This window comes from Acinetobacter sp. WCHA45 (genome assembly GCF_002165255.2).
Classification (GTDB): domain Bacteria; phylum Pseudomonadota; class Gammaproteobacteria; order Pseudomonadales; family Moraxellaceae; genus Acinetobacter.
Window position 1 is genome coordinate 560,697 of the sequence record NZ_CP028561.1, and the last position, 26,668, is coordinate 587,364.

Sequence of the window (26,668 nt, forward strand, 5' to 3'; positions counted from 1 at the left end):
GTATTTGTATGATCATTTTTTAATTCATCATAGATGAAATATGATGAAAAACATAGTATTGCTAAAACTTTAAATTAATACATAAGTCTATCATTTAAAGTTCCTAAGAGATTACTTGTCATCACCTGATTGATCGTTATTATCATCTTCGTCACTTACAAATGAAACATCTGCCGAATCTCCATGCTTTTCAGCGATTTGGAAGGCTTTACGTTGTAAGTAAAAATCACGGATCATTGAATATTTATCGCCTTTTAAGCTTTCTTCAATATCCAAAATTTGTGAGCGAGCATCAATTGCTTGTAATAAATTAGTAGACCAATAAATACCTTCTTGATCATCTAATAAATATTTTTGTGGGCGACCAAAACTATCTGTTGCTAAACCAAAACCGTCACGGAATGTGCTTGGACCAAAAAATGGCAGCATCACGTAAGGACCTGATGGTACACCGTAGTAACCTAAAGTGACGCCAAAACTTTCCTCTTCAGTGGTTAGGCCTAAACGACGGGCAGGATCAGCAAAACCTAGTGTTGTAAGCGTATTAATCGTGAAACGACCTAATGTCTTGGCAGCGCGAGTTGGTCGTCCTTGGATTAATTGGTTGACTGCATTCCAAGGCTCACCTAGATTTTTCCTAAATTGGCGATAAGGAGTACGGACTTCTTCTGGAACTTTTGCTACATACTGTATTGCAACAGGTTTTAATAAATTACGATCCAAAGCATCATTTAAAGCAAAGATCTGTCTATTCAATGGTTGTAAAGGATCTTTTACAGCATCAGGTTGGGCAGCGTTTGCATTGACCTTTAAATCATTTCTAGTGATATGTTTTAAATCTTTTATGGCTTGAATCGTCGATGTTGATTGTTGATTGTTGGTATTTGCCACAGAGCTTGTTTGAATAGATGGCTCGTTTTGAACTTCTTGTGCTAATACAGGTGAGTATGCCCCAGCAGTTAACAGCCCAAGCAAGATGTAATTTGAGTAATGCATATAAGTCCTTCGTCGCCATTAGAGCGAAATACAGTCATTAGAATGATTGCGCTGCATGACGCAAAACATAGATATAAGGTATACAGTTTAGTTGTTCTCTTCTTATTAAAACAAATTCGGTCGAAAAATATAAGAAAAATTGTGATTTTGGTTTAAAAACGTCCACTTAAATAAAAAAGATTAGGAAATGGGGTTGTGTTGGGAGAGGAATGGTGTAGAATGCACATCCATCGGCGGTGATGCAGATAAAAACTTGTTGAGAAACAAGGATTTGGCTAAAGTAGTTAGGTTCTTGGGTTGATTAGTGAGTTTTAAAAATATCGAAATTACCTGTTGACTTTAATTTAGATTAGAGTAACATAGCCGACCTAGCTTGGTGATGACGAATCATCGAGAAGATCATTAAGAGAATAGAAGAACAACTTGTGTGGATTTTTACTGGTTGATCGATCGAAAATATTTCATTGATTGAATGGTAGAAATTTCTCGAAGTTTATTTGAGCGAATTTTTAGTCAGAAAATTGATGAGCCAGATTTAGTACTTTTAGTAAAGTACAAATGATTTTAAACTGAAGAGTTTGATCATGGCTCAGATTGAACGCTGGCGGCAGGCTTAACACATGCAAGTCGAGCGGGGTGATGTGCTTCGGTACTGATCCTAGCGGCGGACGGGTGAGTAATGCTTAGGAATCTGCCATTTAGTGGGGGACAACATTCCGAAAGGAATGCTAATACCGCATACGTCCTACGGGAGAAAGCAGGGGATCTTCGGACCTTGCGCTAAATGATGAGCCTAAGTCGGATTAGCTAGTTGGTGGGGTAAAGGCCTACCAAGGCGACGATCTGTAGCGGGTCTGAGAGGATGATCCGCCACACTGGGACTGAGACACGGCCCAGACTCCTACGGGAGGCAGCAGTGGGGAATATTGGACAATGGGCGGAAGCCTGATCCAGCCATGCCGCGTGTGTGAAGAAGGCCTTTTGGTTGTAAAGCACTTTAAGCGAGGAGGAGGCTACCTGGATTAATACTCTGGGATAGTGGACGTTACTCGCAGAATAAGCACCGGCTAACTCTGTGCCAGCAGCCGCGGTAATACAGAGGGTGCGAGCGTTAATCGGATTTACTGGGCGTAAAGCGTGCGTAGGCGGCTGATTAAGTCGGATGTGAAATCCCTGAGCTTAACTTAGGAATTGCATTCGATACTGGTCAGCTAGAGTATGGGAGAGGATGGTAGAATTCCAGGTGTAGCGGTGAAATGCGTAGAGATCTGGAGGAATACCGATGGCGAAGGCAGCCATCTGGCCTAATACTGACGCTGAGGTACGAAAGCATGGGGAGCAAACAGGATTAGATACCCTGGTAGTCCATGCCGTAAACGATGTCTACTAGCCGTTGGGGCCTTTGAGGCTTTAGTGGCGCAGCTAACGCGATAAGTAGACCGCCTGGGGAGTACGGTCGCAAGACTAAAACTCAAATGAATTGACGGGGGCCCGCACAAGCGGTGGAGCATGTGGTTTAATTCGATGCAACGCGAAGAACCTTACCTGGCCTTGACATACTAGAAACTTTCCAGAGATGGATTGGTGCCTTCGGGAATCTAGATACAGGTGCTGCATGGCTGTCGTCAGCTCGTGTCGTGAGATGTTGGGTTAAGTCCCGCAACGAGCGCAACCCTTTTCCTTACTTGCCAGCATTTCGGATGGGAACTTTAAGGATACTGCCAGTGACAAACTGGAGGAAGGCGGGGACGACGTCAAGTCATCATGGCCCTTACGGCCAGGGCTACACACGTGCTACAATGGTCGGTACAAAGGGTTGCTACCTAGCGATAGGATGCTAATCTCAAAAAGCCGATCGTAGTCCGGATTGGAGTCTGCAACTCGACTCCATGAAGTCGGAATCGCTAGTAATCGCGGATCAGAATGCCGCGGTGAATACGTTCCCGGGCCTTGTACACACCGCCCGTCACACCATGGGAGTTTGTTGCACCAGAAGTAGGTAGTCTAACCGCAAGGAGGACGCTTACCACGGTGTGGCCGATGACTGGGGTGAAGTCGTAACAAGGTAGCCGTAGGGGAACCTGCGGCTGGATCACCTCCTTAACGAAAGATTGACGATCGGTAAGAATCCACAACAAGTTGTTCTTCGAAGATGTATCTGAGGGTCTGTAGCTCAGTTGGTTAGAGCACACGCTTGATAAGCGTGGGGTCACAAGTTCAAGTCTTGTCAGACCCACCACTACTGACGAAGTGATGAATAATCACAAGCTGCTAGATAAAAAGATATGTCGTTCATTATGATTAAAGCTGGGGACTTAGCTTAGTTGGTAGAGCGCCTGCTTTGCACGCAGGAGGTCAGGAGTTCGACTCTCCTAGTCTCCACCAAATTTCAAGATTAGAAAAACAACGTTTTTCCTTGAAATTTAAGCAAACAGCTATGCTGTGCGCAGGCACACATAGAACGAAGCTTAGAGCTAAAGATTACAGAACTTAGTAAGCAAATAGCTTCTTAACTTCTGTGATTTATCACAGTTTACTACTCGCTGACGAGGTGGTAGTTAATCATTAACAGATTAGAAAATTGAGTCTGAAATAAATTGTTCACTCAAGAATTTAAGTTGATCGAAGTAATTTGATTGATTTAAACATATTGAGAACTAGCAAAAACACTGAATCAAGCGTTTTGGTATATGAATTTAGATTGAAGCTGTATGGTGATTAAATTCACAGACAACAAACCAGTAGCAATTAAGTTTGCAACGCTAACACTCACTTGTATGTGTTAACGACTGTTTGGGGTTGTATAGTCAAGTAATTAAGTGCATGTGGTGGATGCCTTGGCAGTCAGAGGCGAAGAAAGACGTGATAGCCTGCGAAAAGCTCCGGGGAGGCGGCAAATATCCTTTGATCCGGAGATTTCTGAATGGGGGAACCCACCCGCTATAAGGCGGGTATCATAAGCTGAATACATAGGCTTATGAAGCGAACGAGGGGAAGTGAAACATCTCAGTACCCTTAGGAAAAGAAATCAATTGAGATTCCCTTAGTAGCGGCGAGCGAACGGGGATCAGCCCATTAAGTTGTGTGTGTTCTAGTGGAACGCTCTGGGAAGTGCGAACGTAGAGGGTGATATTCCCGTACACGAAAGGGCACACACAATGATGACGAGTAGGGCGAGGCACGTGAAACCTTGTCTGAATATGGGGGGACCATCCTCCAAGGCTAAATACTCCTGACTGACCGATAGTGAACCAGTACCGTGAGGGAAAGGCGAAAAGAACCCCTGTGAGGGGAGTGAAATAGATCCTGAAACCGCATGCATACAAGCAGTGGGAGCCGACTTGTTCGGTGACTGCGTACCTTTTGTATAATGGGTCAGCGACTTACATTCAGTAGCAAGGTTAACCGTATAGGGGAGCCGTAGAGAAATCGAGTCTTAATAGGGCGTTTAGTTGCTGGGTGTAGACCCGAAACCAGGCGATCTATCCATGAGCAGGTTGAAGGTTGGGTAACACTAACTGGAGGACCGAACCCACTGTCGTTGAAAAGCCAGGGGATGACTTGTGGATAGGGGTGAAAGGCTAATCAAGCCTGGTGATAGCTGGTTCTCCCCGAAAGCTATTTAGGTAGCGCCTCGGACGAATACCATTGGGGGTAGAGCACTGTTTCGGCTAGGGGGTCATCCCGACTTACCAAACCGATGCAAACTCCGAATACCAATGAGTACTATCCGGGAGACAGACTGCGGGTGCTAACGTCCGTAGTCAAGAGGAAAACAATCCAGACCGCCAGCTAAGGCCCCAAAATCATAGTTAAGTGGGAAACGATGTGGGAAGGCATAGACAGCTAGGAGGTTGGCTTAGAAGCAGCCACCCTTTAAAGAAAGCGTAATAGCTCACTAGTCGAGTCGGCCTGCGCGGAAGATGTAACGGGGCTAAAACTATGTGCCGAAGCTGCGGATTTGACATTAGTCAAGTGGTAGGGGAGCGTTCTGTAAGCCGATGAAGGTGTATTGAGAAGTATGCTGGAGGTATCAGAAGTGCGAATGCTGACGTGAGTAACGACAAAACGGGTGAAAAACCCGTTCGCTGAAAGACCAAGGGTTCCAGTCCAACGTTAATCGGGGCTGGGTGAGTCGACCCCTAAGGCGAGGCCGAAAGGCGTAGTCGATGGGAAATTGGTTAATATTCCAATACTTCTGTGTAATGCGATGAGAGGACGGAGAAGGTTAAGTCAGCCTGGCGTTGGTTGTCCAGGTGGAAGGTTGTAGGCATGTATCTTAGGCAAATCCGGGGTACTCTATGCTGAGAACTGATAGCAAGCTGTACTTGTACAGTGAAGTGGCTGATACCATGCTTCCAGGAAAAGTCTCTAAGCTTCAGTTACACAGGAATCGTACCCGAAACCGACACAGGTGGTCAGGTCGAGTAGACCAAAGCGCTTGAGAGAACTCTGCTGAAGGAACTAGGCAAAATGGTACCGTAACTTCGGGAGAAGGTACGCTGCTGACGGTGATGGGACTTGCTCCCTGAGCTATTGGCAGCCACAGAAACCAGGCCGCTGCAACTGTTTATTAAAAACATAGCACTCTGCAAACACGAAAGTGGACGTATAGGGTGTGATGCCTGCCCGGTGCTGGAAGGTTAATTGATGGGGTTAGCGTAAGCGAAGCTCTTGATCGAAGCCCCAGTAAACGGCGGCCGTAACTATAACGGTCCTAAGGTAGCGAAATTCCTTGTCGGGTAAGTTCCGACCTGCACGAATGGCATAATGATGGCGGCGCTGTCTCCAGCAGAGGCTCAGTGAAATCGAAATCGCTGTGAAGATGCAGTGTACCCGCGGCTAGACGGAAAGACCCCGTGAACCTTTACTGCAGCTTGACATTGAACTTTGACCTTACTTGTGTAGGATAGGTGGGAGGCTTTGAAGTTGGAACGCTAGTTCCAATGGAGCCGTCCTTGAAATACCACCCTGGTAATGTTGAGGTTCTAACTCTGCCCCGTAATCCGGGGCGAGGACCATGTCTGGTGGGTAGTTTGACTGGGGCGGTCTCCTCCTAAAGAGTAACGGAGGAGTACGAAGGTGCGCTCAGCGTGGTCGGAAATCACGCGTAGAGTATAAAGGCAAAAGCGCGCTTAACTGCGAGACCCACAAGTCGAGCAGGTACGAAAGTAGGTCTTAGTGATCCGGTGGTTCTGTATGGAAAGGCCATCGCTCAACGGATAAAAGGTACTCTGGGGATAACAGGCTGATACCGCCCAAGAGTTCATATCGACGGCGGTGTTTGGCACCTCGATGTCGGCTCATCTCATCCTGGGGCTGAAGCAGGTCCCAAGGGTATGGCTGTTCGCCATTTAAAGAGGTACGCGAGCTGGGTTTAGAACGTCGTGAGACAGTTCGGTCCCTATCTACCGTGGGCGCTGGAAATTTGAGAGGATCTGCTCCTAGTACGAGAGGACCAGAGTGGACGAACCTCTGGTGTACCGGTTGTGACGCCAGTCGCATCGCCGGGTAGCTATGTTCGGAAGGGATAACCGCTGAAAGCATCTAAGCGGGAAGCCTACCTCAAGATAAGATTTCCCTAGGAATTTATTCCTCTAAAGAGCCGTTCGAGACTAGGACGTTGATAGGTTGGGTGTGGAAGCACGGTGACGTGTGAAGCTGACCAATACTAATTGCTCGTGAGGCTTGACTATACAACACCCAAACAGTTGTTGTATTCAAGATAAATTCAATACACAACTTGATTTAGTGTACAAACTAGTTACAATACAGACCAATTATCTAATCCGTTAATAACTCTTTGGATCGTAAGTAAGGCATACATTATTAATTAATGTGAATAAGACCCGAAAACACCACAACAGTTTGCTGGCGACAATAGCAAGAGTGAACCACCTGATCCCTTCCCGAACTCAGAAGTGAAACCTCTTAGCGCTGATGGTAGTGTGGCGTTTGCCATGTGAGAGTAAGTCATCGCCAGCTTTTAATTCTAAAACACCCCCTGATCGAGAGATGAGGGGGTGTTTTTTATGCTGTGGCAAAGAAATTGGGAGTTGATCTAAGAATAAATTTTAGTCTGATGAAAATTGTGTCATATGTAGAAATTAGAGTTGTGTTATTCTCTTAGTAGTATGTCGAATAATTAATAAAGATGGGTTAGCATGATTTTTTATACACTTTTATCTGCTTACGACTTGGTCTAGTTTTCTAGCAGGGGATTTAATTAAGCTTGTGCGAAGAACGATGGGACAGAACGTGCTTGAAGAAATGCTTGAGTGTCTTAAGCAGCAAAACATAAAATAATATACGCTATTTGAATGTTTGTTAAATGAGAGGGATACAATCCCCAATTACAATAAATATTTGCACCTTTGTTATTTTTGAGCAGATTAATCAGTAGAAAAGAGCTTTGCTTATAGGCGTAAACATTGCTTTATGTTATAAATATTTTTATGGGCATGTTTCTTGCTTATTTAAAAAGGGAAGTCTTAGTATGAAATTATCTGTAGGGTTGAAAGTTGCGAATAGTTTATCGTTGACCCCTCAATTACAGCAGGCAATTCGTTTACTACAACTTTCTAGTTTGGAATTGGAGCAAGAAATACAAATTCAATTAGATAGTAATCCGTTACTGGAAAAAACTGAAGAAAATAATACAACAGAAAGTTTATCTACTTCAGAGATCAGTGAGTCAGGAGATTTAACCACTGAACTTAATGCAGATCATTTACCAAATGACTTGCCTGTTGATACCGAATGGGATGATATTTATACACATCAATCAACTGCATTGGCGTCGCCAGAATATGAGGAACGAGAGGATAATCGTCAAGTTCAATTGAGTCTAAAAGAACATATCTTAGAGCAAGTGAATTTATTGCATTTTTCTACAGTAGATAAATTAATTGCCTATTGCATCGTTGATTCTTTAGATGATAAAGGGTTTTTAGATGCTGAATTAGATGATATTTTGCTTGCAGTTACTCGTTTATTACAGGAAATGGAGAGTGCTGATGAGGTTGAAGAAGATGAAATTATTGTTGTTTTAAAACATATTCAACGTTTAGATCCAATTGGAGTGGGTTCTCGAAATTTAGCAGAATGTTTAAAGATCCAATTAGAAGGCATAGATCAAAAAAAATCATACTTAGCTGAAGCAAAGTGTTTACTGAAGTATTATGAATTATTAATAGCAAATGATTTAAATAAACTATTAAAACAAACAGGTTTGTCTAAAGAGCAGTTGAAAGGTGCTGTTGATTTATTAAAAACATTAAAACCTTACCCAGGTTTAGAATTTAGCCAACAAGAATCTGAATATCAAGTTCCTGATGTTGTGGTTTCTAAGAAAGATCAACATTGGCAAGTGCAGCTTAATCCCGATGTTATGCCTAAATTAAGGATTAATTCTTTTTATTCAAATATGATTCGTCGTGCTGATCAGAGTGATGATAATGTTTATTTACGTAATCAAATGCTTGAGGCTAAAAATTTTATTAAAAGTATAGATGAACGACATAAAACATTACTCAAAGTTTCAACTTGTATTGTGGAACATCAGCGAGCTTTTCTTGAACAAGGACCTGAGGCGATGAAGCCTTTAGTTCTCCGTGATGTTGCAGAGGAAGTTGAATTGCATGAGTCTACTGTTTCACGTGTAACAACTAATAAATATATGCTTACACCACGTGGTTTATTTGAATTGAAATACTTTTTTTCAAGTCATGTTGGAACGACGACAGGTGGTGAGGCATCTTCAACTGCGATTCGGGCAATGATTAAAAAATTGGTTTCGAATGAGAATCCGCGTAAGCCTTTGTCTGATAATGCAATTGCGGAAATGTTGAAAGATGAGGGGATTGAAGTAGCTCGACGTACAGTCGCAAAATATCGTGAATCGTTACATATTCCATCATCTTCAGAGAGAAAAGTCTTGATCTAAATTTCAAGGTGTGACTATTCTAGGGATTCATTATTACGGAATAATGAATCTTTTTAATAATCACTAAAGGAATCGCTAAAATGATTTAATGAATATTGAATCTTAATATGCATTAAATTTGCTTAGGCGATTCTTTGTATCCTTAGAAAAGGTGAGGGATAGAATTATGCAAATAACGATTCGTGGACACCATTTAACTATTACGCCTGCTATTGAAGAAAATATAAAAATGAAATTTAGTCAAATGACTAAGCATCTAGATCAAGTGAATAGTATGCAAATCAAATTGGCTAAAGATCATCAAATTGATAGACGTTCTCATAAAGGGAGCTCAAATCATATTGCTGAGGCGATTATTCGCTTACCGGGGATTGAACTGTTTGCGCAGGCGACAGCAGATGATATGTATACTTCGATTAATAAATTAACAGAAAAACTGAAAAGACAACTTACAAAACATAGAAAAATACAGTGTTCTTATCAACATGAGCTAGCAATTTTAACTTAAGTTTTTTTATCAAAAGAGGCTTTGCAAATAGCCTCTTTTTTTTTATCGATAAAAAAAGAAATGGCTTACTGAATTATCTGAAAAAGTTATAGTAAAATGTATGGTTTGACGCCATGGTTGTATAAGAGGTCTAGTAATGAATAGTGAGCAGCTCACGCAAATTTTAAAAGAAGCTTTCCCTGAAGCAGAAGTAGCAGTGAGTGGCCAAGCTGGGAAATTCGACCTTCGAATTGTTGATGATCAGTTTGATGGCAAACGTACGATTACTCGTCAACAAGCCGTATATGCACCATTAAACTCTTATATCGCAAGTGGTGAAGTGCACGCAGTTACGATTCGCGCAATGACAAAAGACGAATGGCGCAAAGCAAGCCTTTTCGGAGCTTAAATATTAATGGATAAATTTTTAATTACGGGCGGTGTTAAGCTCGAGGGCGAAGTACGTATTTCTGGTGCTAAAAATGCGGCTCTGCCTTTACTTGCTGCAATGATTCTTGCAGATTCTCCGATTACTTTAACGAATGTACCTCATTTAAAAGATGTGAACACCTTAGTGAAGCTGATTGCTGGCTTAGGCGTTACAATGAGTTATGAAGGGGATACGGTTCGTGCGGATGCGTCAACATTAGATAATCAGTTTGCACCTTATGAACTTGTGAAAACTATGCGTGCATCAATTTTGGTACTCGGTCCACTATTGGCTCGCTATGGAAATGCTAAAGTTTCATTACCTGGTGGTTGTGCGATTGGTTCACGTCCTGTTGATCAGCATTTAAAAGCATTGGAAGCTTTAGGTGCGCAGATTGAAGTTGAAAATGGTTATGTTCATGCTTCTGTTGATGGTCGCTTAAAAGGTGGCGAAGTTATTTTTGATATGGTCACTGTTGGTGGCACTGAAAATATCTTGATGGCTGCTGTATTGGCTGATGGTGTGACGACAATTCGTAATGCTGCTCGTGAACCTGAAATTACTGACCTTGCACAAATGCTCATTAAAATGGGTGCCAAGATTGAAGGTCTCGACACAGATACATTAGTTGTAACTGGCGTTGAAAGTTTACATGGCTGTGAATATGCGGTTGTTGCTGATCGAATTGAAACTGGTTCATATTTAGCTGCTGCTGCAATTACAGGTGGTCGAGTTAAAACCACGCATACGGACCCAGCATTGTTAGAAGCAGTATTGGATAAGTTTGAAGAAATGGGTGCAGAAGTGACCCGTGGTGATAATTGGATTGAACTAGATATGCAAGGTAAACGTCCTAAAGCTGTGAGTTTTAGAACTTTACCTCATCCCGAATTTCCAACTGATATGCAAGCGCAGCTTATGGCGGTCAATGTGATTGGTCGTGGTTTTGCAACGATTTCAGAAACAATTTTTGAAAATCGTTTTATGCATGTTCCTGAATTGTCACGTATGGGCGCAAATATTCAAGTGGAAGGGCATGATGCAGTCGTAACTGGCGTAGATAAATTGCAAGCTGCTCCTGTAATGGCGACTGATTTACGTGCATCATTTTCTCTTGTTCTCGCTGCATTAGTCGCAGAAGGTGAGACTTTAGTTGATCGTATCTATCATATCGATCGTGGCTATGAACAAGTTGAAGAAAAGTTACAAAGTTTAGGTGCTCAGATTAAGCGAGTAAAAGGATGAATGACTTAAGAAACGATGATCCAAATTTTGATGTAATGGGTAATTTTGATCATGGTTTAACCTTAGCACTCAGTAAAGGACGTATCCTAAAAGAGACATTACCTTTACTTGAGAATGCGGGTATTAATTTATTAGAAGATCCTGATAAATCACGTAAATTAATTTTCCCAACCACACATAAAAAAGTACGTATTTTGATTCTTCGTGCTTCTGATGTACCGACGTATGTTGAGAACGGTGCAGCAGATTTTGGTGTAGCGGGTAAAGATGTGCTGATGGAACATGGCGCCCAACATGTTTATGAGTTACTTGATCTAAAAATTGCAAATTGTAAATTGATGACTGCTGGTAAAGTTGGCATGGAACGTCCGAAAGGCCGTTTAAAAATTGCAACTAAATACGTGAATCTTACTCGTCAATACTATGCAAGTTTAGGTGAACAAGTTGATGTGATCAAACTTTATGGATCGATGGAGCTTGCACCTTTGGTTGGGTTGGGTGATTACATCGTCGATGTGGTCGATACAGGTAATACTTTACGTGCCAATGGTTTAGAGCCATTAGAAGAAATTTGCAAAGTTTCTTCTCGTTTAATTGTCAATAAAGCGAGCTTTAAACGTAAACAAGCCGTGTTAAATCCAATTTTGACGCAACTTGAAGAAGCTGTGAAATTACGTTCAGTATGATTTTGTATGATGATTCAAAAAAACCGTTCTTTTGAACGGTTTTTTTATCGCTTAATTTTCTAATTAAGGGAAAGAATGTCTTACTTTCAGATTTGGCTGTGAGCTAAAAGGATTTATCGTTTTTTGATTAGAGATAAGAATGAAAACGCCCTTGTAACGTAAACAAGAGTCTATTTAAAAATTACAAACACAATCTATTCCTTACATCGAGTGATTGCCGCATATTGAATCGGCTGATGAAGTTATAGCCCGCTCAGTTGAAAGTATTGCCAAACGAGCAATTGCGTGTTTGATGATTATCCAAGTGGCATGTGATTTAAAAAAATCAGCAATTTGATCGAGAAACTAAAGACTTTATCGTTGATTTGCTAAATAAATTTGAAGTATTTGATGAGCTAACCCTTAAAGAACAAAATATTTTAAATCAAGAGGTTTCTCAACAAGATGTCGTGAATATGATTTGGAAATATGAGGCTTACTAGGTTTTACTTTGGGCACTCGGAATTGTAAAAGAACTCAATGCTCCAAATGAAATAGTAGATTGTGATTTTGCAGTTCAGGTAGTTTCTGCTTGTCGCTTATTTGATGAATTTATGCAGCAAGTTGAGTTAAGAAATCTGGATGAAATTTTAGATCAGGCAGATTTGACCTATCGTTATGATTGGGCATGCGTAGATGCTCGTTTAAAACAACAAGATGCGCCTGAAAATTTAAATGCTTCAGTTGTTGTGGAACGTCATGGTGCTTTGAATTGGCTAATACAGCATGATGGAGATTGGGATAATCCAGACTTAAATACATAAAATTTAAAATATTTAAACCTAAAAATGATTTTTTCTATTAAAGCAGGTGGAAATGCTGATGTTATCTTGCCCACAAGCGTGTTGAAAAAGAGTAAACTTAGCCTTCTCTTATTCGCCTTGTGGGTAAATTGATGCGACGTTTATCGACTCAGGATCAAAATTTTAAACAGGCATTTGCTGAACTTTTAGCATTTGAAACTGTGAATGATCCTCAATTAGTACAAACTGTAGACCAAATCATTGCTGATGTTCGTCAGTATGGTGATGATCATGTACTTAAATTAACACAACAGTTCGATCGACATCCAGCGCATCAATTCTCGGATTTGGAACTGACCCAAGCTCAACTTAAAACTGCATTTGAAGGCTTAAGCACAGAAATTCGTGAAGCCTTAGAATTGGCTGCAAAACGTATTCGTTCTTTCCATCAGGCACAAAAGCAGGAAGGTTGGACTTATGTTGATGATCTGGGTAATACCTTAGGTCAGAAAGTCACGCCACTTGATCGCGTCGGGATTTATGTTCCTGGTGGATTAGCATCTTATCCATCATCTGTACTTATGAATGCTTTACCAGCACATGTAGCAGGGGTTCCTGAAATTATCATGGTGGTTCCAGCGCCGAATGGTGAATTGAATCCATTGGTTTTAGCAGCTGCATATTTAGCAGGGATAAGTCGTGTATTTACTATTGGCGGTGCTCAAGCCGTTGCAGCGTTAGCTTATGGAACGCAAACCATTCCAGCTGTCGATAAAATTACAGGACCGGGGAACCGTTTTGTAGCAGCAGCCAAACGTGCAGTCTTTGGTCAGGTAGGTATTGATATGATCGCGGGGCCTTCGGAAATTTTGGTGTATGCCGAAGGGGAAAATAATGCTGAATGGTTGGCTATGGATGTATTGTCTCAAGCTGAGCATGATACGGTTGCACAAGCCATTTTTATTACGCCAGATGAAGCACTTTTAAATGCTGTCGAAACAGCCATTGAAAAGCATTTAAGTGAATTGCCAAAAGCAGAAATTGCTCGAACTTCGATTCAAAATCGTGGTGCGTTAGTACTGGTAAAGGATCGTGCGGAAGCGATTAAACTGATTAATCAGGTTGCTCCAGAGCATTTAGAATTATGTCTTGATGATGCTGAATTAATGAGCCAAGAGATTTGTCATGCAGGTGCGATCTTTATGGGGCGTTATACGCCTGAAGCGATCGGTGATTATTGTGCAGGTCCAAATCATGTTTTACCGACTTCGGGTACAGCGCGTTTTTCTTCACCGCTCGGCGTTTATGATTTCCAAAAGCGTTCAAGTTTAATTATGTGTTCGCAAGAGGGCGTTAAAACTTTGGCTAAAACAGCAGATGTGTTGGCAGTTGAAGAAAATCTTGATGCCCATGCACGCTCGGCACGCTATCGTTATCAATAACCGATTCGAAGAATAGATAGGGGCTGATAGAAGCCCCTTTTTTGAGATATATGAGAGTAGAACAATGACGTTTACAACTGAACAAATGCGTTTTTGGAGTCCAGAAGTTCGTGAACTTGAGCCATATGTACCAGGTGAGCAGCCTAAGATTCAGAACTTACTAAAACTTAATACCAATGAAAACCCATATCCACCATCACCTAAAGTTGTGGAAGCTGTTCAAGCAGTTTTAACTCACCAAGCCGATGCTTTGCGCTTGTATCCAGATCCAGATGCGACCGCTTTAAAGCAGGCAATTGCTAAACAGCAGCATGTTGATGTTGCTCAAGTCTTTGTCGGTAATGGTTCGGATGAAGTTTTAGCGCATATTTTTAAGGCTTTTTTTATTCAGAAAGAGCCAATTCTCTACCCAGATATTACCTATAGTTTTTATCCTGTTTATAGCCAGTTTTTTGGAACTCAGACCAAACAGATTCCATTGAATGAAAAATTCGAAATTGATGTGTCGGATTATGAACAGGAAAATGGCGGTATTATCATTACTAATCCAAATGCGCCAACCAGCATTGCATTAGGCTTAGATCAAATTGAACAGGTGTTAAAAGCCAATCCTGATCGAGTCGTGGTGATTGATGAAGCCTATGTCGATTTTGGTGCAGAGTCAGCGGTACAATTGGTCAATCGTTACGAAAATTTAGTCGTTTGCCAAACGACATCTAAGTCTCGTTCATTGGCGGGATTACGTGTCGGCTTTGCGATTGCACAAGCGCATTTGATTGCAGCACTTGAAGCTGTAAAGAATAGCTTTAATTCATACCCAATCGATCGTTTTGCAATTGCCGCAGCGGTGGCCTCATTTGAAGATCAAGCTTATTTTGAAGCGCAATGTGCCAAAGTGATTGAGAGTCGAGAAAAATTAGTTGGTGATCTCGTGGCTTTAGGTTTTGATGTATTGCCATCGAAAGCCAATTTTATCTTTGTCACGCATCCTCAATACGATGCTGCTCAACTGGCTCAACAATTACGTGAGCATGGTATTATTGTGCGTTATTTCAATAAACCAAGAATTAATCAATTTTTACGTATCACAATTGGTACCGATGAACAAAACCAGCGTCTAGTCGATACACTTAAAAATCAAATTTTATAATTCTATAAAATTTAGTTCTCAGATTTTTGCCATGTATTGAGCAAATCAAGCATGGCAGAAATTTTATCAAAGCATTCTTGGTACTCGGCTTCGGCATCAGAAGCAACCGTAATGCCGCCACCTGCCCACATCGATAATTGATCCTGATATTTTTGAATACTACGGATTAAGATATTCCAGCAACCTGTTCCATCAAAATTAAAATAACCCAAACTTCCACAATATGCGCCACGTGGAGCACCTTCTAATTCATTAATAATTTGCATAGCGCGAATTTTGGGTGCCCCTGTAATTGAACCACCCGGAAGGGCGGACAATAACATCTGCATGGGGTTTACTTCTTTTTTTAAGGTTGCAGTGATTTCACTGACCATATGATGGACTTGGTTGAAGCTTTCAATTTCGAAAAGTTTTGTCGTTTCTACAGATCCTGTTTCTGCATAAACACTTAAATCATTCCGAAGTAAATCAACAATCATCACATTTTCAGCCTGATCTTTTTCAGAGCGGCTGAGCTGATCTTTAGATTGTTGGTCTTGCTCGGCATCATCAAAACGAGGCATTGTACCTTTAATTGGTCGTGTTTTAATTTTTCGATTTGTTTGAAACTCGACAAACAATTCTGGAGAACAGCTGAGTAGCTCAAAATCATGTATCTTGAGATAGGCAGCATAAGGTGCATGGGTGAGCGCCCATAAATCCTGTGCTCGATCTAATAATGAGCCTTCTGTTTTTGCAATAAACTCTTGAGTTAAATTAATCTGATAGCAGTCACCAGCTTTGATATATTCCTGCACTTGATTAAATGCATGTAGGTATTGTTGCTTAGACCAGCGCGGATAGCATTTTTCTAATAATGAGAAAGGTGTTTTTTGAATATTGATTGATTGATTGATTAGATTTATGACATTTTGATAAATACTTTCCGCCTCATTTTCATCACTATAAAAATACCAAGCATCATCCTGAAACTTTAAAAAAGTCGAATATAGACCTAAGAAAAAACTGGGTTGATTTCGTGAAACCATGTTTATAAATTGATTTGCACTATAGTCATAGCTAAAAAAGCCAATATATCCACCACCAAAAGTAGTTTTCATTGAACTTTGTGAATGGGATTGAAAATTTAAAAAATCGCTAATAGGCAAGGTTGCTTGTACATTCTTATATTTATTAAATTGAGTTTTACAAAATTTTTTGAGTTCTGACTGTTCTAATACTAAAAATTCTTGAGGCAAAAAACCAATTGTCGGAGTGTGATTGTCATATAAATAAACTAAACCAGTGAGTTCATTCAGTTGTATAAGAAGGTCAAATGCAGAGGTGAGTTGCGTGTCAAGTTTTTGCTGAAAATGAGACATATAACAAAAATACATTCATATACATTTGGAAAATATAATTGTACTACAATCATCTAAAATCTACTGATATTTATCCTATAGATAAAAGTTGAAAAATATTTCTGAAATCTATTGTGATTCTGTCTACTTAAATTGTAAAACAAGTTGCAATTTTCATGAATTGGTTTAAGAAAGCGCAATTGTTTACATTTAGCAGTGATTTGGGCGGATGATAAAAGGTTTAAATAGGATATTTGACTATGATTTTCTAAAAATGCTGATTAAAAAACTATAGTGCTTTCCATATGTTAGAGCATATAAATTAAAGTGGTGCACGAAAAAAGTATTATGCCGTTTGTCGGGTTATTTATAAAAAACGATTAACAGTAGTTGAACATAAAATAACAAACCTGTAATTTAGTACTTGCTAAAACGAACTACTCAAGGATTGGAAGTTCAAGTTGTCATTAAGAAAAAAACGACCGTGGACAGTTTAGAGTAGTGAAAGTCAAAAAATAAATGCTCTTGGGAGAGTGCTCAATGAAAATGTTTACTAAACTAGCTTTAGTTTCTTCAATGGCGATTAGCGCAAATGCAATGGCTATGCAGTCTATGGATGATGCTGCACTAAGCGCTGCAACAGGTCAAGACGGTATCAATATTGGTATCGGTATTTCTAAAATTGAAATTGAAAAAGTTTTAATTCACGATAATGATGGTTTAGGTGGTACAGCTACTAATGCTGGTGCTATCGTAATTAAATCAAATGGTACTGGTGCAACTGCTGCTAACGGTATCGTAATTACTGCTCCAATGGATGCTACAGGTACTGCTGTAGATAACACTCGTGCTTTAACATCACATAACCTTGCTGATCTTACAATTGATACAGATAAAGGTACTGGTACAAATGGTGCGTTCCTTAATGTCGCAGCTGCTGTATCTGGTTTAGATATTTATATCGGTGAAATTGGTGTGTCTGGCTCTAATGCAGCAAGCACTACAGTTCGTCGTGGTAACGATGCATCTAACTACAACGCAATTTTATCTGGTTTAACAATCAAAACAGGCGTTACAAGTGCAAACATCCAGTTAGGTGCTGCTCCACAAGGTGCAATGATTGTATTGAATACAACCATGCAAGGTGGTTTGGAAATTAAAAACCTAGGTATTATTGATAGTTCAACTAAACAAGGTACCGGTGATGGTACAGCTTCTAACCGTGCTGCTGGTCAAATTTACCTTGACAGTATCAAAGTTGCTGATGCTCCTATAGGTGCAGCTGCGGCAACAGGTAACTTAACTGTTAATGCTGCAGTAAGCGTAGTTGGTAAAGAAGGTTCTAACAACGGTTACTTACGTATTATCACTGGTTCTGGTGCTACTACACCTAAAACTGATATGTACATCAAAGGTGTTCGTTTAGGCAGTCAAGCAGCAGCTTCAATTGGTGATGTAGAAGTTCAAGGTTTACAAACTTACTATTTCGATGGTACTGCAAATGTTAAAGGTTCTATGATCACTATTTCTGGTCACTAATCTTATAACAAAAAAAAGCGCACTAGTTGCGCTTTTTTTTATTTGAAATAAGTATTTTTATGTGCTAAAAAACGGAAAATAGTTTTGCTAAAGCACAATAAATTACTTAATGATAACTAATTAGTATTAAAAAATACATTTCGTCAAAAAAAACTAAAAAAATGCTGTTTTTTTTTATAAAAAAAGGTATCTTCAACATGCAGGGATGAGGTGTTTACGGACACTAAAATAAAATGAATAAGGCAAGTTGTGCCACTGTTAGAAAAAGAGACTTATGTTAGAGATCGCTTTAGGCTCAGCATTGATGTATTACTTTACAACGCAAGCCTTCGAAATAGAAAAAAAACCAGAGGGGACTGTATATTATACAGAGACCTTAGATTCTCGTAACCCTTCTTTTACACGTAATCATCGTGAGGCGGTCACAATTAAACCTGCTATAGAAGATCAATTTCGGGGTATTGTTCGTCAGGCATATGACTACAGTTGTGGATCAGCCGCATTAACTACGCTGTTAAATGGCTATGGTGGTTTACGTTTGACTGAACAACAAACGATGACAGGTTTGCTTCAGTATGGTGAGTATCAACGTATTATTGAGCGCCGTAGTTTTTCTCTGTTAGACATGAAGCGATTTGTTACTGCACTTGGGTTGAATAGTGGTGGTTATCGAGGGGAATTTTCAGATTTAACCAGTTTAAAACAGCCTGCAATTGTTCCTATTACTTATGCTGGTTTTAAACATTTTGTTGTATATAAAGCATATAAAAACGGTCGAGTTTATGTGGCTGATCCATCATTAGGCAATATTAGTTTTGATGAAATTCGCTTTAAACAGATTTGGGATAATAATACACTTTTCATTGTAGATATTCCGGAAGAGTATCGTAAAAATTTATTAGCGTTGCAAGACTCAGATATGCGCCATGTAGAAGATGCAACTGTTAATAAATACGCGCTTGCGGAAATTCAGTTTCCGACACAAAAGTTTGAACGTATGGCTGATAAGGCATCAACGATGCGTAAAGTATTAGATGCAGATCCGACCTCTGCTACTTACAATCAACCAATTACGACTTTTATGCGCTTATATTACAAGCGGAAGTAATTTAGAAATCATTAAAATTAATGTATTAATAGGATGTAACGCAAAATGAAAAGTCCATGGATGAACATCAGTGTGTTGGCATTAAGTATGAGTGCAGTAACAACAACACTTTATGCTGAAGAACAGAAATCAACGGAAGTTCAGACCGAACAAACAGCGCAAGTAGATCAAGCTACAAATGCAGTGAAAGATGAGTCCAATGTAAAAGCTGGTGATAGTCAAGCAACACAAGCAGCAAATGCATTACAAAAGCAAGAAGGTGATGCGACTAAAGAAACAAATTTACAAGAAGTATTTACATCTAACGAACGTCAATATTCATTGATAAAAAAAGGTGTTATTTCTTCTTATTATGACATTGATTACACATACTATCGAGATAGTAGACTAGATCTTGCTACGGGCGATAGTACAAGTGCTTTACAACGCTTACGTGTTGAAGAAGATGCAAACCATACACTGACCAATACATTTACCACGCAATATGGTTTACTTGATAACTTGACCTTATCAGCATCTATTCCATTAATGGCTAAAAAAGATCTTTTACAGGATAAGACAGCCGCAGGTTTAGGTGATATTTCTTTTGGAGCTCGTTGGGAACCGTTTCCTTTAAAACAAGGGCGTCTTCCGTTGGTTTTATTTGGTAACTTATCAACTAAAACGGGTGATAGTCCTTATGAAATTGGTATTGATGAATTATCTACAGGTAAAGGATATTACTCGGTCGGTTTTGGAGCAAGTACGCGTAAATATATTGACCCTGTTGTTTTGTTCAGCTCAGTGTCAGCAAACTATGGTTTAAAAGAATCAGGTTTAAATCAGTTACGTGGTGGTGGTGCAACAGGACCTCGTATTCTTGAAAGTTTTGACCCAGGTTTAAGTGGTGGTTTCTCCTTTGGATTTGCGTACTCATTTAACTATGACGTATCACTAACCATGTCTTATCAACAAAGCTTTAATACTGGAGCAAAATTCTACTTTAAAAATGATGAAAGCTATCAATCAGCTGATCAAAGTAGTGCCATGTTGTCATTTGCATTGGGCGTAAGGGTATCACCTGAAACAATTGTAAATGGCACCGTTGCTATTGGATTAACGGAAGATGCGCCAGATGTGTCCTTGGGCTTGTCATTCCCACTCGATATTATAGGTTTTGGCAAGAAAGTTCGTTAAGGAGATGTAATGGTGAAATACCTAAAATTATGTCCCTTAACGGCAGCTATTCTTTTAGCTAGCTTATCAAATATTGCCAATGCGCAATTGGGACAAGACTTATCTGTAGACTTACGTTCTCTTTCTTTGGGGAATGCTGTCACCGCTGATCCACCAGGCATTAGTGCAGTACATTTTAATCCAGCAGCACTGGCGAAAATTGATGGTTTACAAACTGATGTACAAGGGATTTTAGCTAATTTTGCGATTAAACGGGATTATTCAGCTCCTGCTGGTTATAATGTTTTTGGTTATTCAGATGATCCATTGGTTTGTAATGATGGGCCAGAAGTTAGAACTGGAATTTGTACAGATTTTAAAGGAACAGTTCACGGGGACGTTGAATACGCAAGTATTTATGTACCGATTCTTAAAAAAATCGTAGATTTAGGACCTAATGCTCCATTAGCTGCACCAACTGCAGCGATTGCTTATAAGCCACCTGGTTCCAAAGTAACCTATGCGACAGCTATGTACGCACCATTAGTTGCAGGTTTTGGCGCAGAAGATGGTAATCCAAGTAATTATATGGGCCAACAAGTTGCATTAGAGCGTATTACCTATTTATCGCCCTCTTTTGGTTATCAAGTGAATGATCATTTATCAGTTGGTGCATCATTTGGTATGTCTTACCAAGCGATCGCACTTAAAACGGATCTACGCTTTCCAAATGAAATGATTGGTGTATTGCGAATGGTAGATGAAGTGGTATGTACTCCATTTAAGAATAATGGGGATATTATCACCGATTTACTATTATTTGGTATTTGTAACGCCAAAGAAGGTATGAACCCGTTTAGTAAAGTGGGGGCAATGGATGTATCTTTAGAGCAATCATTAAGTCCAAGTTATAATTTGGGCGTATTATGGGAGCCAACCGATGATTTTAGTTTTGGTATGGTTTATCAAAGTGAAGCTAAAATGCGATTGCGAGGTAAATATTTAATTAATAATGCGACAGCTCCGCAACAACTCGTAGCTGGTTTAAATTCGTCAGCGACTGGTCAAATTCTTGCGGCAATTCTTGGCTTGCCTGGGTATATTCCTAATGTGGAATCTGGTTTAGTTGCCATGGATTTTAAATATCCACAACATTTTAAAGCGGGTATAAAATATAAAATATTTCCCGACTTGCAAATGAACTTTGATCTCGGTTGGACCGACTTCGCTGCATGGGATAAGTTTAAGTTTGAATTTGATCGACAAATATCATTATTAAAGGTTGCTAAACTTTTGACTGCTGATGTAACGGATCGTTCTTTAGCTTTACCTTTAAAGTTTCAATCATCTTGGCGTTGGGGAATCGGTTTTGAATATTCAGCAACTGATCGGCTGAAGTTACGCATGGGTTATGAGCCTCGTACAAGTTCAATTCCGGATGACAAGCGCAATACGATGGTACCAATTAATAATGCTCAACTGTTCGGTTTAGGTGCTGGTTATCGATTTGATCAAGATACAGATTTAGATCTTTCAATTGGCTTCTTACGCAGTCGTGATGATATTCCTGCAAATACTAGTAGTCTTGCAAATAAAACAGGGGTTGATAATATTTTATTAAATCCGTATGCAGGCCTAGATATTAAAACCAATACTAAGGTAACTTTGCTTGGTATCAGCTATAGAACAAAATGGTAATGTTAACGACTATGATAATAAAACAATCTAAGCTTGCAATATCTGTAATTTTTACTGTTATTGCAAGTACTTCGGTTGTATATGCACAAGGTTTTTATACAATTATTGGCCCTGATGGAAGACCAATGATTATTCCTAAAAAACCAACAGAAAATGAGAATAGAACAGAACGTTCTACTCATGTTGATTCTTCGGCAGCATCAGATAAAAATCTACCTGTTAGAAATAATGTCAATTTAAATTTACCAACAATATCAATGTCTAATCAAGATGTTGTTAAGAATACAGTTAAAATGCAATCATCTTCAGAATCAAAATTAGCTTCTGACGTAGTTAATCAACCAAAATCTCAAAATTTTATAAATACTTCAAAAGAAATAATTGATGCAAATACGAATAAAAAGATAACACCAAAATTAAATGTTGCTAGTAAAAGTCTAACTACTATTGAGGCAGAATCATCTGCTTCATCTGCTTCATCTGCTTCATCTGCTTCATCTGCTTCATCTGCTTCATCTGCTTCATCTGCTTCATCTGCTTCATCTGCTTCATCTGCTTCATCTGCTTCATCTGCTTCATCTGCTTCATCTGCTTCATCTGCTTCATCTGCATTCATACAAGTAGATGGTATTGAATATGTGAATAATGAATATTTAGAAGATCAGGAATTTAATTTAGAGGGTAAAAAGCGCTTTTATACTATGCCTGATGGTACAGGACGTTTAGAGACGATAGAGCGTAAAAAAGGCGTAAGTCGATCAATTTTGGATAAAATATTAAACAAATCAAACCAGAGTCTAAATTCAATTACTTTATCTAATAATTATGTTCGTTTATCTGCACAAGATTTATCTCTGGCATTTGAGAATGATCGTTGTTTCTTAGAAAGTTATAGCAAAAATAAAACAATCAAGAGTTTAGTTCCCGAAAAAGAAATTGGCTTATGGCCTCGGAAACCTATAAAAGAAAAATTTGAATATGAATTGGTCAAGCTTGATCAAAATATTCAATATATGCAATTTGATTCTTATGCATCTAATACTGATAAACCGACATATTATTGGCCTTTAGTGATTTTTTTAGATAAGTCTGGTTGTATATTAGAAGGCGTGAGTGGATTTAAGAATCAGAAGATTCCAGCAACATTATTACAACATGCAGCCCTTCAAGGTGTAATTAAGATACCGCCTAAAAGTTATTATATGATGATGACTCCATTAGCATCAGCCGTGGATGTTCCAGAGCAGGAACTTTCAAATCAAGGACAGATTAAGATTGCTGCTTTACAGTAAGCATTAATAGGATGAACCCATGACAAATAACAAAATTTTCTTACCCTTTGCTTTAACGACATTAGTAGCATTATTACAAGGCTGTGGAGGCGAGAGTACAAAAATTAATGAAGATCCAAATAAAGGGGTTAGTGGCGTAACAACTAGTACGAGTTGTACGCCTACAAGTAGTGACTGTCTACCCTTTGCCATGGATTATCCTATTTCTGGTTTAAATTTTGATTGTAGTAGCGATAAGGCAAATCACTTTGCAACTAAACTTGATTCAAATGCTGTTGGGGGAGCTTGTAAATTAGGCGACACGGCAACTTTTTATATACAAGGTAAAGATGCTAGGAAAATTAACCTTGGTGTTGTGAAATTGGATGATATTTCCAAGATTAATGATTTAAGGTATCCAGTACCACGGCTTCGAGTCATTGATTTAGCAAGCGCATTAACAGGAAAAATGCCAACAGCACTTGATCCAAATGATGAGACTATTCGCGTAGCGATAGCATTAATAAAAATTTTTCATAGCATTGGTCTTGAGCAAGAAGATAATGCTTTGGGGGATATTCAACCTACTCAGATTACTGACGAAAAGAAAGATCTATTATCTCAATTAACTAAAGATATTGGTGTCGCTGAACTGAGTAATGGTTCTTACGTTGATATATTAAAGCCATGGTTAAGTGTTAGTAATGTAACAGATGAACAGGCGATGGTGCTGCTTCAGCGTCTCTTAAATTTATCTAATGCAGGTGTATGGCAAACAACAATACCTTTCTTAAAAGCGGGTACAATTACACCTTCAGTTAAGACTCCAGATGGCTTTTTTGGTTGTAATCAATCAAATTATAATGATTGTGTAAATCCTGATAAAGGTAATGACCTTATACATTCGATGGGGGAGGTCTTTTTACTTACAGATCGACAAGGATATACAATAGGAACAGGTCAACAATGGAGAGGTCCTGCAAGTTTTATAGAGGGTAAACTTTATCCACCATCTGTATTAATTACTAAAGTCAAAGCTCAAAAAGTACAAATTAATCCTCAAAATACGTGGTTGAATCCGATTAATCGTGAAATAAACTCTAACCAACCGCTGCGTTTTGCTTTGACAACCAACCCATCAGAAGACTTAAAATTTAAGCAAGGTAAGTTGATTAACGGTCATACAATCCCTGGGACAGAATATGTTTATAGACTGCTATTAAATGCTAAAGATACTGACCCTGTAAATACAGCACATTTGGGGCAATGGGAGCAAGCTATAGATGGTCGAGCTTATAATGGAAGTTTAGAAATTTATAAAGCAAACCCGCCAAGTTACTTAGGTAAAGATGTTTTTAAAACTAGTACAAATGTAAAAACAAATCAAAAATATATTTTCCCTTTATATGCGACTCTAATTTTTGGTTTCTCTGATAATAGTATTCCTGACTCAGAAAAAATTAAATTAGGGATTGTAATTGACGAGAATGGTGATATCCGAACTGATATTCGTAAAAATTCTACATCTAGTGATATGTCTGGAGAGTGTGGAAAAATCCAATCTATTAATTCAGATGGGACGATCACTGATGAATTTGGAGAAACTCAATATCGTATAGGCTCTACAGGAGCAACCTCTTTTACACCTACAAGTAAATCAGTATCTGTCCGAGCAATTTTGTCTAATCCAAAATTTGGTATATTAAATGGTGCGATGTTTGGATTAAATGTTGGCGTTATTTATAACGAGACGATTAGAGCTATTGGTGGCGCTAAAATTAATATTCATAATTTATTAAGTGATGCCCCACAAAAGGAAATAACATTAACTGACTTTACTGAGACAAGTAGTACAGTATATTGGTCAAACACTTACGCTTATTATCAGGATGTGTATGTAAATTTATACGATAGTTTGAAAGACGACACAGAGCGAAATAAGTATGTTAAACCAACAGATGAAGATCGTAAAATGGCTAAACGCTGGACTGGTCCAGTGACTATTCAACTTGCAGATCAAAATTTAAATGCTTGTAAAGCTGTTAAGACAAAATAAAAGTTAAATAAAAAGACCGCGATAAGCGGTCTTTTTATTTAACCTGTATGATCTAAACGTGTACCTAATGTTTCTAAATGAGAAGGAAATAACCCTAGTTTACGATCTGCAAAATAATGTTTTAACGTTTGTTCTACACTCGGAAATGCAAGTTCTGCCCATGGGATATCATGTTCTTCAAATAAACGGCATTCGAGACTTTCTTCTCCAGCTCCAAAAACACCATCTTTTAATTGTGCTTTAAATAGAACATAAATTTGCCCGATACGTGGAATATTATACATACAGTATAGTTGTTCAATATCAACTTCGGCTTCAGCTTCCTCACGTGTTTCACGAGCAGCACCTTGTTCCATGGTTTCAAATAATTCCATGTACCCAGCAGGAAGTGTCCATAGCCCATAACGTGGTTCGATGGCACGTCGACACAATAAAACTTTATTATCCCAAATGGCTAATGCACCGCAAATAACTTTCGGATTTTCATAGTGGATATTGCCACAGTGTGTACAGACGAGCCGTGTTTTATGATCACCTAGCGGGATTTTTGCTTCAGTTTGATGTCCACACGCAACGCAAAAGCTCATAATTATCATCAGCTACAGAGATAACTCAGCATAACTGAATTTTGATCACTTCGCATCATGATCTATGATTGTGATTGAAATTTCAGTTATGATGATTTGTAAGGAAAATGAGAAAAAGAGATGAGTCATATGGAAGAACCATCGTTAATACAGCTTTTACAACAACGGTTGCGTTTTTCCAAACGAATCCAACAAGCTGATGCAGCGGTTTTAATTGCAATTACACAAGAACAGCAACCTAAGGTCTTACTCACACGTCGTTCAATCCATTTATCTCAACATGCAGGTGAGGTGTCTTTTCCAGGAGGAAAGCGTGATCCGAGTGATACCAGTAATATTGTAGTTGCTTTGCGTGAAGCACAAGAAGAAACAGCGCTTAATCCCTTCGATGTCAAGCTGTTAGGAGATTTACCGATACAACGTGCGCGTAGTGGTTTATCTGTGAAACCGATTGTAGGATTAATTCCCGCACAAGTAGATTTAATCGCCCAACCTACAGAGATAGATCGTATTTTTTTTGCACCATTGCAGCAGTTAATTGATGCACCACCTTTACCCTATGAAGTGCGTTTAGCTCGACAATCAATTTATTTTCCGAGTATGCAGGTTGAAAATGAGATCGTATGGGGTTTAACCGCTCGAATGTTAGTATCATTATTTCAGTATGGGCTAGGACATCAAAAAAAATGGCCTTTTTTAGTTAATCCTCCTCATTTTGGATTATCTAAATTCTAATCACGTCTTATTAAAA

Annotated in this window: 17 protein-coding genes, 2 tRNA genes, 3 rRNA genes and 1 pseudogene; 20 read left to right on the forward strand and 3 right to left on the reverse strand. The window is 39.2% G+C overall.

What is annotated here, in order from left to right:
• Positions 1–111: 111 nt before the first annotated feature.
• The gene (locus tag CDG55_RS04025) at positions 112–996 is read right to left on the reverse strand and encodes a VacJ family lipoprotein (RefSeq protein ID WP_005164451.1); all 885 of its coding nucleotides are present in this window, start codon (positions 994–996) and stop codon (positions 112–114) included.
• 566 nt (positions 997–1,562) lie between these two features.
• Here CDG55_RS04025 and CDG55_RS04030 point away from each other — a divergent pair.
• From CDG55_RS04030 to hisC, 13 genes and pseudogenes are all read left to right on the forward strand, one after another.
• A 16S ribosomal RNA gene (locus CDG55_RS04030) occupies positions 1,563–3,099 on the forward strand.
• Between the two features lie 59 nt (positions 3,100–3,158).
• Positions 3,159–3,235 (forward strand) — tRNA-Ile (locus tag CDG55_RS04035).
• Positions 3,236–3,305: 70 nt separating this feature from the next.
• Positions 3,306–3,381, forward strand: a tRNA-Ala gene (locus CDG55_RS04040).
• A 420-nt stretch (positions 3,382–3,801) separates the two neighbouring features.
• Positions 3,802–6,692, forward strand: a 23S ribosomal RNA gene (locus tag CDG55_RS04045).
• A gap of 174 nt (positions 6,693–6,866) precedes the next feature.
• Positions 6,867–6,981: ribosomal RNA gene (gene rrf / locus CDG55_RS04050) — 5S ribosomal RNA — on the forward strand.
• The 16S, 23S and 5S rRNA genes sit together here with 2 tRNA genes alongside, the layout of an rRNA operon.
• A gap of 511 nt (positions 6,982–7,492) precedes the next feature.
• Complete coding sequence (locus CDG55_RS04055) at positions 7,493–8,941, forward strand: RNA polymerase factor sigma-54 (RefSeq protein WP_087536790.1); 1,449 nt, start codon at positions 7,493–7,495, stop codon at positions 8,939–8,941.
• A gap of 166 nt (positions 8,942–9,107) precedes the next feature.
• Positions 9,108–9,449, forward strand: a complete 342-nt coding sequence (gene hpf / locus CDG55_RS04060; RefSeq protein WP_087536791.1) for a ribosome hibernation-promoting factor, HPF/YfiA family — start codon at positions 9,108–9,110, stop codon at positions 9,447–9,449.
• A gap of 136 nt (positions 9,450–9,585) precedes the next feature.
• Positions 9,586–9,837, forward strand: a complete 252-nt coding sequence (gene ibaG, locus CDG55_RS04065) for a BolA family iron metabolism protein IbaG (RefSeq protein ID WP_004663844.1) — start codon at positions 9,586–9,588, stop codon at positions 9,835–9,837.
• A gap of 6 nt (positions 9,838–9,843) precedes the next feature.
• On the forward strand, positions 9,844–11,103 hold the full coding sequence (gene murA / locus CDG55_RS04070; RefSeq protein WP_005158797.1) for a UDP-N-acetylglucosamine 1-carboxyvinyltransferase: 1,260 nt from the start codon (positions 9,844–9,846) through the stop codon (positions 11,101–11,103).
• Positions 11,100–11,789, forward strand: a complete 690-nt coding sequence (gene hisG, locus CDG55_RS04075) for an ATP phosphoribosyltransferase (protein WP_087536792.1) — start codon at positions 11,100–11,102, stop codon at positions 11,787–11,789. Before murA ends, hisG begins: the two co-directional genes overlap by 4 nt.
• Positions 11,790–11,961: 172 nt before the next feature.
• Positions 11,962–12,592, forward strand: a pseudogene (locus CDG55_RS04080) (DUF4272 domain-containing protein).
• Positions 12,593–12,723: 131 nt separating this feature from the next.
• Positions 12,724–14,013 carry a histidinol dehydrogenase gene (hisD, locus tag CDG55_RS04085; RefSeq protein ID WP_087536793.1) on the forward strand — a complete coding sequence of 430 codons (1,290 nt, stop codon included), beginning with the start codon at positions 12,724–12,726 and terminating at the stop codon, positions 14,011–14,013.
• A 64-nt stretch (positions 14,014–14,077) separates the two neighbouring features.
• Positions 14,078–15,163, forward strand: a complete 1,086-nt coding sequence (gene hisC / locus CDG55_RS04090; RefSeq protein WP_087536794.1) for a histidinol-phosphate transaminase — start codon at positions 14,078–14,080, stop codon at positions 15,161–15,163.
• Between the two features lie 11 nt (positions 15,164–15,174).
• Here the strand turns inward: hisC and CDG55_RS04095 are convergent, their stop codons facing one another.
• Positions 15,175–16,524, reverse strand: a complete 1,350-nt coding sequence (locus CDG55_RS04095; protein WP_087536795.1) for an anthranilate synthase component I family protein — start codon at positions 16,522–16,524, stop codon at positions 15,175–15,177.
• Positions 16,525–17,043: 519 nt separating this feature from the next.
• Here CDG55_RS04095 and CDG55_RS04100 point away from each other — a divergent pair.
• From CDG55_RS04100 to CDG55_RS04130, 6 genes are all read left to right on the forward strand, one after another.
• Positions 17,044–18,042 (forward strand): DUF6160 family protein, encoded by a 999-nt coding sequence (locus CDG55_RS04100; RefSeq protein WP_087536796.1) that lies wholly within the window; start codon positions 17,044–17,046, stop codon positions 18,040–18,042.
• Between the two features lie 274 nt (positions 18,043–18,316).
• A complete protein-coding gene (locus tag CDG55_RS04105) occupies positions 18,317–19,150 on the forward strand; it encodes a C39 family peptidase (protein WP_087536797.1) in 834 nt (277 codons plus the stop codon).
• A 45-nt stretch (positions 19,151–19,195) separates the two neighbouring features.
• Entirely contained in the window at positions 19,196–20,326 is a 1,131-nt protein-coding gene (locus tag CDG55_RS04110) for a hypothetical protein (RefSeq protein ID WP_087536798.1), read from the forward strand.
• A gap of 12 nt (positions 20,327–20,338) precedes the next feature.
• Complete coding sequence (locus CDG55_RS04115; RefSeq protein ID WP_171287532.1) at positions 20,339–22,003, forward strand: OmpP1/FadL family transporter; 1,665 nt, start codon at positions 20,339–20,341, stop codon at positions 22,001–22,003.
• Between the two features lie 11 nt (positions 22,004–22,014).
• Positions 22,015–23,295: a putative pilus assembly protein FilE gene (gene filE, locus CDG55_RS15230; protein ID WP_228252566.1), complete on the forward strand. Its 1,281-nt coding sequence runs from the start codon at positions 22,015–22,017 to the stop codon at positions 23,293–23,295.
• Between the two features lie 19 nt (positions 23,296–23,314).
• Positions 23,315–25,330 carry a hypothetical protein gene (locus CDG55_RS04130; RefSeq protein ID WP_087536801.1) on the forward strand — a complete coding sequence of 672 codons (2,016 nt, stop codon included), beginning with the start codon at positions 23,315–23,317 and terminating at the stop codon, positions 25,328–25,330.
• A 38-nt stretch (positions 25,331–25,368) separates the two neighbouring features.
• Here the strand turns inward: CDG55_RS04130 and CDG55_RS04135 are convergent, their stop codons facing one another.
• Complete coding sequence (locus CDG55_RS04135; protein ID WP_005158740.1) at positions 25,369–25,917, reverse strand: NUDIX hydrolase; 549 nt, start codon at positions 25,915–25,917, stop codon at positions 25,369–25,371.
• A 120-nt stretch (positions 25,918–26,037) separates the two neighbouring features.
• Here CDG55_RS04135 and CDG55_RS04140 point away from each other — a divergent pair, with 120 nt between their 5' ends.
• Positions 26,038–26,652 carry a CoA pyrophosphatase gene (locus CDG55_RS04140; RefSeq protein ID WP_005158738.1) on the forward strand — a complete coding sequence of 205 codons (615 nt, stop codon included), beginning with the start codon at positions 26,038–26,040 and terminating at the stop codon, positions 26,650–26,652.
• Positions 26,653–26,668 lie beyond the last annotated feature (16 nt).